The 8,940-nt window shown below is 69.4% G+C and carries 9 protein-coding genes; 4 read left to right on the forward strand and 5 right to left on the reverse strand.

What is annotated here, in order from left to right; genetic code table 11:
- Positions 1–4: 4 nt before the first annotated feature.
- A complete protein-coding gene (locus BKY59_RS08515) occupies positions 5–1,576 on the reverse strand; it encodes a cytochrome ubiquinol oxidase subunit I (protein WP_076070612.1) in 1,572 nt (523 codons plus the stop codon).
- A gap of 123 nt (positions 1,577–1,699) precedes the next feature.
- Between BKY59_RS08515 and cydD the strand changes: the two genes are divergently transcribed.
- Positions 1,700–3,385, forward strand: coding sequence for a thiol reductant ABC exporter subunit CydD (gene cydD, locus BKY59_RS08520; protein ID WP_083671991.1), 1,686 nt, complete (start codon positions 1,700–1,702; stop codon positions 3,383–3,385).
- Positions 3,382–5,010, forward strand: coding sequence for an amino acid ABC transporter ATP-binding/permease protein (locus BKY59_RS08525; RefSeq protein WP_076070613.1), 1,629 nt, complete (start codon positions 3,382–3,384; stop codon positions 5,008–5,010). The genes cydD and BKY59_RS08525 overlap by 4 nt, the downstream gene beginning before the upstream one ends.
- Here the strand turns inward: BKY59_RS08525 and BKY59_RS08530 are convergent, their stop codons facing one another.
- Complete coding sequence (locus BKY59_RS08530; protein WP_076070615.1) at positions 5,011–5,724, reverse strand: Crp/Fnr family transcriptional regulator; 714 nt, start codon at positions 5,722–5,724, stop codon at positions 5,011–5,013.
- The gene (gene hemN / locus BKY59_RS08535; protein WP_076070617.1) at positions 5,714–7,033 is read right to left on the reverse strand and encodes an oxygen-independent coproporphyrinogen III oxidase; all 1,320 of its coding nucleotides are present in this window, start codon (positions 7,031–7,033) and stop codon (positions 5,714–5,716) included. The genes BKY59_RS08530 and hemN overlap by 11 nt, the downstream gene beginning before the upstream one ends.
- 123 nt (positions 7,034–7,156) lie before the next feature.
- On the opposite strand from hemN, the gene BKY59_RS08540 reads away from it, so the two are divergent.
- A complete protein-coding gene (locus tag BKY59_RS08540; RefSeq protein ID WP_076070618.1) occupies positions 7,157–7,888 on the forward strand; it encodes an OmpW/AlkL family protein in 732 nt (243 codons plus the stop codon).
- Positions 7,889–8,053: 165 nt separating this feature from the next.
- Here the strand turns inward: BKY59_RS08540 and BKY59_RS08545 are convergent, their stop codons facing one another.
- Positions 8,054–8,368: a hypothetical protein gene (locus BKY59_RS08545; protein ID WP_083671988.1), complete on the reverse strand. Its 315-nt coding sequence runs from the start codon at positions 8,366–8,368 to the stop codon at positions 8,054–8,056.
- Positions 8,369–8,586: 218 nt separating this feature from the next.
- Positions 8,587–8,730, reverse strand: a complete 144-nt coding sequence (locus tag BKY59_RS17655; RefSeq protein WP_165374814.1) for a hypothetical protein — start codon at positions 8,728–8,730, stop codon at positions 8,587–8,589.
- A gap of 125 nt (positions 8,731–8,855) precedes the next feature.
- Between BKY59_RS17655 and BKY59_RS18080 the strand changes: the two genes are divergently transcribed.
- On the forward strand, positions 8,856–8,940 hold an 85-nt coding region (locus tag BKY59_RS18080; RefSeq protein ID WP_276205496.1), incomplete at its 3' end, for a phosphoketolase family protein.

Genomic DNA, 8,940 nt, shown 5'->3' on the forward strand with positions numbered 1-8,940 from the left:
CCTGTCAGGCGGCGGCGGGCAGCGCGGGGATATCGGCGGGCGCAGGTGCCGGATCCTCGTCATGCTCGAACGGCCCCTTGCGGATCGTCTGCAGGATCAGCCGGACCTCGATCACCGCCAGCGTGCCGTACAGGCCGGTGAAGCCGATGATCGTCGTCCACAGCGCGCCGCGGGTAAGCGACGAGGCGGCCAGGAAGGTCGGCAGCACGCCTTCGATCGCCCAGGGCTGGCGGCCGACCTCGGCCAGCATCCAGCCCAGTTCGATCGCGATCCACGGTAGGGGGATGGCGATCACCGCAACTTTCAGGAACCAGCGCGTCTGCATGTGCAGCCGGAGCGAGGTGAGCACGAACGCCGCGCCGAACAGCGCGATCATCGCGAAGCCGATGGCGGCCATGATCCGGAAGCTCCAGAACATCAGCGGCACGTTGGGCACTACGTCCCACGCCGTGGTGGCGATGAGCTGCGGGCTGGCCGTGCGCGGGTCGGCGACGTGCGCCTTGAGCAGCAGCGCATAGCCCAGGTCGCGCTTGTGCGCCTCGAACCGTGCCCGCTGCACCAGGTTGGCCGGATCCGCCTTCAGCCGCTCGACCGCGTCATAGGCGACGACGCCCGAGGTGATCCGCTCCTGCGCCTGCAGCACCAGTTCCGACATGCCGGTGACCGTACCGTCCAGGCTGCGCGTGGCGATCAGCCCGAGTACCCAGGGCACCTGCACCTCGTAGCGCGTTTCGCGCGCGGCGACGTCGGGGATGCCGAACAGCGTGAGGCCGGCGGGTGCGGGCGCGGTGTGCCAGGCGGCCTCGATCGCGGCGAGCTTCATCTTCTGGTTGTCGGTCAGTGCATAGCCGCTTTCGTCGCCGAGGATGACGACGGACAGCGACGCGGCCAGCCCGAACGCCGCAGCGACCGTCATCGACCGGCGCGCGACCGCCATGTACCTGCCCCGCAGCAGCCAGAAGGCCGAGATGCCGAGCACGACCACCGCGGCGCAGACATAGCCCGCGCTGACGGTGTGGACGAACTTGGCCTGGGCGATGGGGTTGAACAGCACGGCGCCGAAATCGGTCACTTCCATCCGCATCGTTTCCGGGTTGAACGCGGCGCCGACCGGGTTCTGCATCCAGCCGTTGGCGACCAGGATCCACAGCGCCGAAAGGTTCGTGCCGAGCGCGACCAGGAAGGTGACGATGAGATGGCCGAGCTTCGACAGGCGATCCCAGCCGAAGAACATGATGCCGACGAACGTGGCTTCGAGGAAGAACGCCATCAGTCCTTCGATCGCCAGCGGCGCACCGAAGATGTCGCCGACATAGTGCGAGAAATACGACCAGTTGGTGCCGAACTGGAATTCCATCGTCAGCCCGGTCGCGACGCCGAGCACGAAGTTGATCGCGAAGATGCGCCCCCAGAACCGCGTGATGACGCGCCAGATCGGCCGGTTCGTCATGACGTAGACCGATTCCATGATGACGAGCATCATCGACAGGCCGAGCGTCAGCGGCACGAACAGGAAGTGATAAAGGGCGGTCAGAGCGAATTGCAGCCGCGACAGATCAATTACCGCGAGGTCCATCGAAAAGGTCTCCTACCGGTTTGAATGCCGGTTCCCGGCGCCGATACGGCGGGCGCACGGACCGGACATTGACCGCGGTCAAAGACCCGCCGAAGCCGGTCGGGCGAAAGCGACGGCATGACCATGGCATATGAAGACCGCGCCGCAACCGCGCGACCCGCCCCCGACCGGATCGCCGCGCGCGACCGCAGACGCTGGCTGACGGCGGTGACTGCGGACGGGGGCCGCGCGACCACTGCCACGCAATTTCTGGTGCTCGACAGCGTCGCCGCGATCGGTTTTGCCGGGGGGCTGGCCGGGGCGATCGTGGCGGTGCCGCAGGGTGTGGCGGCCATGCTGCCATGGGCGGGGCTGGCCGCGGCATCCGGGGTTGCGCGCGGCCTGTTTGCGATGCTGTCGGCGCGGATCGGCGCGGCGGGGGCGGAAGGCGCGAAGACCGCGTTGCGCCGTCGCATCGTCGGCGCGGCGCTGCACCGCGATCCCGCCTCTGCGATCACGACCGGTGCGTTCATGAGCGCGGTGGTCGACGAAGTGGAGGCGCTGGACGGGTATGTCGCGCGGTTCCTGCCGGCCCGCAAGGCGGCCGCGCTGGCCCCGATCCTGATCCTGGCGGCGACCGCGGCGGCCAGCCCGGTCGCGGCCGGTATCCTGGCTGCGACGCTTTTGCCTTTCATAGTCGCGATGATCTTGGCGGGGGGCGCCGCGGCCGACCAGTCGCGCCGCCAGTTCGTCGCGCTTGCCCGACTGACCAGCCACTTTGCCGACCGGGTTCGCGCGTTGCCGATCATCCTGGCGTTCCGGGCAGAGGACCGCGAAACCCGGGCGATCGGCCGATCCGCCGACGAACTGTCCGCGCGCACGATGCGCGTGCTGCGCGTTGCCTTCCTGTCGTCCGGGTCGCTTGAATTCTTCGCGGCGCTGTCGGTCGCGCTGGTCGCGGTCTATTGCGGCTTCAACCTGCTCCACCTGTTGCCCTTCGCGGCACCGGAAGAGCTCGATATCGGCCGGGCGTTCTTCGTGCTGGCGCTGGCGCCGGAATTTTACGCGCCGATGCGCCGCCTGGCTGCGGCCTATCACGACAAGCAGGCGGCGGAGACGGCGGCCGACCGGCTCGCCGCGCTGCCCGCGGTCCATGCCGCAGCGGCGATACCGATGCCGACCGGGCCGATCGACATCAGGTTCGACCGGGTCACGATCCGGTATCCGGGCGAGGCGCGCGCAGCGGTGTCGGACGTGTCGTTCACCGTCCCCGCGGGACGCATCGTGGCGCTGCTTGGCCCGTCGGGCAGCGGCAAGTCGAGCCTGCTGCATCTTCTGCTCGGCCTCGCGCCGCTGGGCAGCGGCACCGTCCGCGTCGCCGGCGTGCCGCTGGCCCCCGGTGCCTCGCTGGCGGAAATCGCATCCTGGGCGGGGCAGCATCCGCTGATCGTCGCGGGGACGATCTGCGAAACCCTGACGCTCGCCCGCCCCGCCGCGACCGCGCGGGAGATCGACGCGGTCGTGCGTCACGCCGGCCTGACGCCGATGCTCCACGCGCGGCCCGGCAGCCTGGACGGCCCGATCGACGCGCGGGGTGGCGGGCTGTCGGGGGGCGAGCGGCGCCGGATCGCGCTGGCGCGCGCACTGCTGAAGCCCGCGCCGATCATGCTGCTCGACGAGCCTACCGCGCATCTCGACGCAGAAGCCGAGGCGGCGCTGATCACGACGATCACGGTTGCCTGCCGCGGTCGCACCACGCTGATCGCGACGCACAGCGAGCGGCTTGCCGGCATCGCCGACCAGATCATCCGCCTCGGAGACGCCGCATGACCACGCCGCTCGACGCACTGATCGCTGCGGAACGCAGCCGCCAGCGGGGCGTGCTGCGCCGCGCCGCGCTATATGCCGCGCTGGTCGCGGCGGCCTCGGTCATACTGCTCGGCCTGTCGGGCTGGTTCATCACTGCCGCCGCGATCGCTGGGCTTGCCGGGCCAGCCGTGGCGACGGCGTTCAACTACATGCTCCCGAGTGCCGGCATCCGCCTGCTGGCGATCGTGCGGACGGGCGCGCGCTACGGCGAACGGCTGGCGAGCCACGATGCGGCGTTCGGCGCGCTCGCGCGCATCCGGCCCGCGGTGTTCGCGGCGCTGGCCGCACAGCCGCCCGCGGTCGCGCTCGGCTTTACGACCGGGGAGGCGACCGCGCGGATGGTCGGCGATGTCGATGCGATCGAAATGCGTTTCGTGCGGCGGTCCGCGCCGTGGGGCGCCGCCGCCGCACTGTCTGCGGGCCTGTGCCTGGCGGCGCTCGGCGGGATTGCCGCCGCCGTGCTGGCCGCGGCCTGCACGGCGCTGCTGCTGATCGCCGGCAGGTTCCTGTCCGAACGGATCGCGGCGCCCGGCCGCGCGGTACAGCGGGCGGCGGGCCAGTTGCGCGACAGTTTCGCCGGGCTGGCCGATGCCGCGCCCGAATTGCGCTGTTTCGGGCTGGAAGAGTGGGCGGCAACGCGGATCGACGCGCAGAGCCGGGTCCTGGCGGCGGCGCAACGCAGTCATGCGAACGCCGCCGCCTGGTTCGACCTGCTGCACGCCGGCACGATCGGCATCGCCGCGGCCGGCACCGTGGCGCTTGCCGCGGGATCAGGTGCGCCACGCGCGGCGCTGGCCGCACTGGCCGCGGCGATGACGGTCGATGCGGCCGGTCCGTTGCTGCGCGCGATGATCGACCGCGGTCGCCTGATCGAGGCGCAGGTGCGGCTCGACGCGGTCTTTGCGCCGGCGGCGGCGCCAGCCGTGCGGGCGCGGGTTCGCGATCGTGCGCCCGCGGTCGCCCTGACCCTGCTGGTCGACAGCTGCGTCGCGGCACCGGGCACGCGACTGGCGCTGACGGGGCCGTCGGGCAGCGGCAAGACGACGCTGGTCGAACAGCTGCTGGGGCTACGGACGAGCGCGCCGGGTCGGCTGAGGCTGGGCGGCGCGGACGTCACGACGCTGGCACCCGACGGCCTGCGCCGTTGCTTTGCCTGGGCGCCGCAGGACGCGATGCTGCTGTCGGGCACCGTGCGCGACAATCTGGCGCTGGCGAACCCGGAGGCCGACGACGCGACCCTGTGGCGGGCGCTGCACGATGCCGCGTTGGATGCGCGGATCCGAGCGCTCGACCACGGGCTCGACAGCTGGATCGGCGAGAACGGCGCGCGGCTTTCGGGCGGCGAGCGGCGCCGGCTGGCAGTAGCGCGCGCCTATTGCGCGGACGCGCCCTGGCTGTTGCTGGACGAACCGAGCGAAGGACTGGACGGGGCATCTGAGGCGCTGCTGGCGGAACGGCTGGTCGACCGGTTGAACCGGACGGGGCAGGGCCTGATCGTCGTCAGCCATCGCCCGGCGCTGACCGCGATCTGCACGCAACGGCTGGATCTGGCGCCGGGTGCGGCCCGGTTGCGCGACGCCGCCTGATCAGGCCGCCGCGCGCCCCGCCAGTCGGGCGTGATCGCGAATGACGACCGACCGCCCGCCGGGAAGCGCGATGATCCCGGCCACGCGCAGCGCGGTGACCTGCCGGCTGACTGTCTCGATCGTCAGCCCCAGCACCGCGCCGATTTCGGACCGGCTCATCGGCAGATCGAACTTCCCCGCAGCGGCGCCGGCATCATCCAGCCGGCGCGCCATATCGATCAGGAACGTCGCGACCTTGGCACGCGCGGTCTTGCGACTCAGGATCAGCATCCACTTACGCGCGTCGTTCAACGTGGCGAGCGCGCGGCGCAGCAACAACCGTTCGGCGGCGGGATGATCGTCGAGCACGTGGCGGAGCGCGGCGCGCGGATAGATGCACAGATCGGCGTCGCACAGCACCTGGACCGTGTCGCTCGCGCTGTCGGCAAAGAGTTCGCCGACAAAATCCCCGGGAAACAGCAGGCCGACGATATGGTCTTGGCGGTCAGGCCCGGCGCGGACGACCTTGAGCACCCCGGACACGAGATTCGCGCAGATCGCATTGCGATCGCCAGTCCAGACCAACACCTGCTCGGCGGCGACCGTGCGGCGCAGTCCGATCGCGTGGATCCGCGCCAGATCGCCGTCATCGAGTGCCGAGCATAGCGCGCTGTCGCGGACCGCGCAGGTCGAACAGCGCGGCGGCGCGACGGCCGTGCGCCGTTCAGACCGCACTGCTGAAGCGTCCAGGTGCAGTCGGCCGGTACAGGTCGAGCGCGCTGGCGATCGTCCGCGCATAGGGCAGCGCATCGGTCGCCAGGTGCAGCACAGTGCCTTGCCACGCGACCAGACCGTGGTGCTCGAAGGCAAGAAGTTGCGCGCGGATGGCATCGATGTCGGCGATCGCCGTCAGATCGGCGATGCCGCGCGTCAGGATCGACTCGATCGCGCGCCCGCGGACCCGGTCCTCCGTCGTACGACGCAGCCCGCGCGCCGTCGCGAAGCCGCCGGCGTCGATCCGCATGCCGTAACGGCCGCTATTCTTTTCGTTCTGCAGCAGCGCGCCGGGAAAATCGCTGATCGCACTGGCACCCAGACCGATCAGGGTCTGCGCCGGATCCGCGGTGAAGCCCTGGAAGTTGCGACGGAGCGTGCCCGTCACGCTGGCGCGCGCCAACGCATCGTCGGGCCGCGCGAAATGATCGAAGCCGACCGCGACATAGCCGGCATCGGTCAGCACCTCGTACGCCAGCGCAGCTTGTGCAAAGCGCGCTTCGGCATCGGCCAGCGCCGTCGCGTCGATCCGGCGCTGGCGCGGGACGAGGGCCGGGACATGCGCATAGCCGAACACCGCCAGCCGATCCGGTCCCATCGCGATGCTGTCGCGCAGCGTCGCCAGCACACTCGCCTCGGTCTGCCCGGGCAGACCGTACATCAGGTCGAAATTGATCGACGCCACTCCCACCGCGCGCAGCAGCGTCACGCTGCGCTGGATATCGGCCACGGGCTGTACGCGGCCGATCGCCGCCTGCACCTGCACATCGAGCGTCTGCACTCCCAGGCTCACGCGCGACACCCCCGTGGCGCCGAGCACCGCCGCCCAATCGGCATCGAAGCCACGCGGATCGATCTCGATCGACAGGACCGGGGCCTCGCACCGGAAGGCGCGGCGGAGATGCGCGACCAGGGCTTCGAACAGCGCGGGGGCGATCGCGTTCGGGCTGCCCCCGCCGAACGCGATGCTGCCGATCCGCACGTCGCCGACGCGTTCGGTCAACAACGCGATCTCCGTGTCGAGGGCAGTCATGTAAGCCTCGAGACGCCCCGTCCGGTTCGCCGCGCCGGTATTGCACCCGCAATACCAGCAGATCGAACGGCAATAGGGGATATGCAGGTACAGCGAGACCGGCGCGTCCGGATCGACGCCGGCAAGCGCGTCGGCCATGTCGCGGGGACCGACGGTGTCGCCGAACTCCGCTGCGGTGGGGTAGCTCGTGTAGCGCGGGACCGCGCGGGCGAGCAGTTCTGGATGATAGGACCACATGCCGGCGTGGTGCGCCCCGACCCCACGCTGGTCTTTGATCCGCGTCAAACCCGTCCTTGACCGCAATCAAGGTGCCTGGTCGAGACCTTTTCTAGGGCTCGATCAACCAGTCAGGAGTTGGTCATGATCCATTGTTCGTTCGGCAGCCTCGTTCTCGTCGCCCTGTGTGCCGCAACCGCCGGCGTTGCCGTGGCCGGCCCGGCTGCGGCGCAGGACGCACCCACCGCCGCAACCACGCAGGCGTCCGTGCGCCGCGGGATACGGGCCGGCGATGCGCTGGTCCGGGTCCGCGCCATCATGGTCGCGCCCAACGAGCGGTCGGGCAGTGTCCTTCCCACCTTCCCCGGCGAGCGGGTGCGCATCACCAACAGTGTCATGCCCGAAATCGACGCGACCTATATGGCGACCGACCATGTCGGGTTCGAACTGATCGCCGCGACAACCAGGCACCGGGTGGACGGGCGAACCGGCACGACCGGGTCGATCGGCAAGCTCGCGTCGACCTGGGTGCTGCCGCCGACGCTGACCGCACAATATCATTTCAACCCGCGCGGTAGCGTACGTCCTTATGTCGGCGCCGGGCTGAACTATACGATCTTCTGGAACGAGGCGGCGTCGAAGGGCCTGGAAAGGGCGGCGGGATCGACCGGCGTGCGGATGAGGGACAGCTTCGGCTGGGCGGCGCAGGCCGGCATCGACGTCGACGTCACGCCCAGGATGTTCGTCAATCTGGACGTCAAATATATCGACATCGATACCAGCGCGCGGCTGCGCACGACAGCGATCGGTACGCAGACCGTTCGGGTCGGCCTCGACCCGCTGGTCTTCGGCATCGGACTGGGCCTTCGTCTATAGGCTCGGGTCGAGGCGAATATGCCGGCCGCGGTCCGGGACGTTCCCGCGGGTAACCGGTCTGGTCCATCGCAGTCGGGGCTGCATGGGCCGGATCACGTGCGGCCGCCTTGCCGGCAGGATCATCCGCACCGTTTCGCTGCCCGAGGGCAACCGGATGCCTTTTGCCTACCAATCGAAGCGGGAAGCGATGTCGTCAGCCTCCGTCGTGCCGAGAACGGGGGCAAGACGCGCGCGCAGGGCAGTTCGCCATGCCGGCCGTACCTCGAACTCCGCATCGTAGAGTTCATCGCCGGCCTCTTCATGCACCGTTCCGATGATGCCCAGCACTAGCGCCATGCTGAAGACGTCCACGAACATCGGTTCGGGCTTCCATGCACCCGCGCCATGCCACGCATGCAGGATCGCACCGGTTGCACGGTCGAGGATGAACGGATCACCGCCCTGATCCGCCACGATGAGCCACTCGTCCAGCCAGTCCATAGTCTCGAACCGAGACTTTTCTGGGACAGGCCACGCTCCGGCGATCTTGCGGCATGTGAGGGCGCGCTGGCGGCTGAGCGGCTCTCGGCTCCTCCAACATGACGCGCGACCGTGTCTGCACCGGGCTCGCCGCGATCGAGCGCGAATATCGCGGATGCGTCCAGAACGACCGCTGTCATGCCGAATTATCTCGATCGTGGACTGACGGGAGATGGAACTCATGGCGTCGTGATCGCTGCGCTGTCAGTGATCGTCTTCGGACGGGGTGTCATGATGGCCCTTCCGCCGACGGCGGAGACGGGGCGGACTTCGAACTGCAACCTTTGTCGGCGATCAAGGACATGCTCGACCGCTTCGAACATGGGTAGGTGCCTTAGCGCGTCGTCACCGATTTCGGGAACCACATATGAACATGATCGATACGCAGTCGTCCGGCCAGACAGTTCCGGCGGGGATTGCGGATCGGCGTCGTCCGCTGACGCCCGACATGCTGCGGCGGATGAACGGGTATTGGCGGGCCGCCAACTACCTGTCCGTCGGCCAGATCTATCTGCGCGACAATGCGATGCTGG

The organism is Sphingomonas montana, assembly GCF_001956315.1.
GTDB classification, from domain to species: Bacteria; Pseudomonadota; Alphaproteobacteria; order Sphingomonadales; family Sphingomonadaceae; genus Sphingomonas_R; species Sphingomonas_R montana.

Bases quoted from the DNA above. Each gene is read 5' to 3' on its own strand.
- BKY59_RS08515 (WP_076070612.1), bottom strand. From the start codon at position 1,576: ATGGACCTCGCGGTAATTGATCTGTCGCGGCTGCAATTCGCTCTGACC.
- cydD (WP_083671991.1), top strand. From the start codon at position 1,700: ATGGCATATGAAGACCGCGCCGCAACCGCGCGACCCGCCCCCGACCGG.
- BKY59_RS08525 (WP_076070613.1), top strand. From the start codon at position 3,382: ATGACCACGCCGCTCGACGCACTGATCGCTGCGGAACGCAGCCGCCAG.
- hemN (WP_076070617.1), bottom strand. From the start codon at position 7,033: ATGTGGTCCTATCATCCAGAACTGCTCGCCCGCGCGGTCCCGCGCTAC.
- BKY59_RS08540 (WP_076070618.1), top strand. From the start codon at position 7,157: ATGATCCATTGTTCGTTCGGCAGCCTCGTTCTCGTCGCCCTGTGTGCC.
- BKY59_RS08545 (WP_083671988.1), bottom strand. From the start codon at position 8,368: ATGGACTGGCTGGACGAGTGGCTCATCGTGGCGGATCAGGGCGGTGAT.
- BKY59_RS17655 (WP_165374814.1), bottom strand. From the start codon at position 8,730: ATGTTCGAAGCGGTCGAGCATGTCCTTGATCGCCGACAAAGGTTGCAG.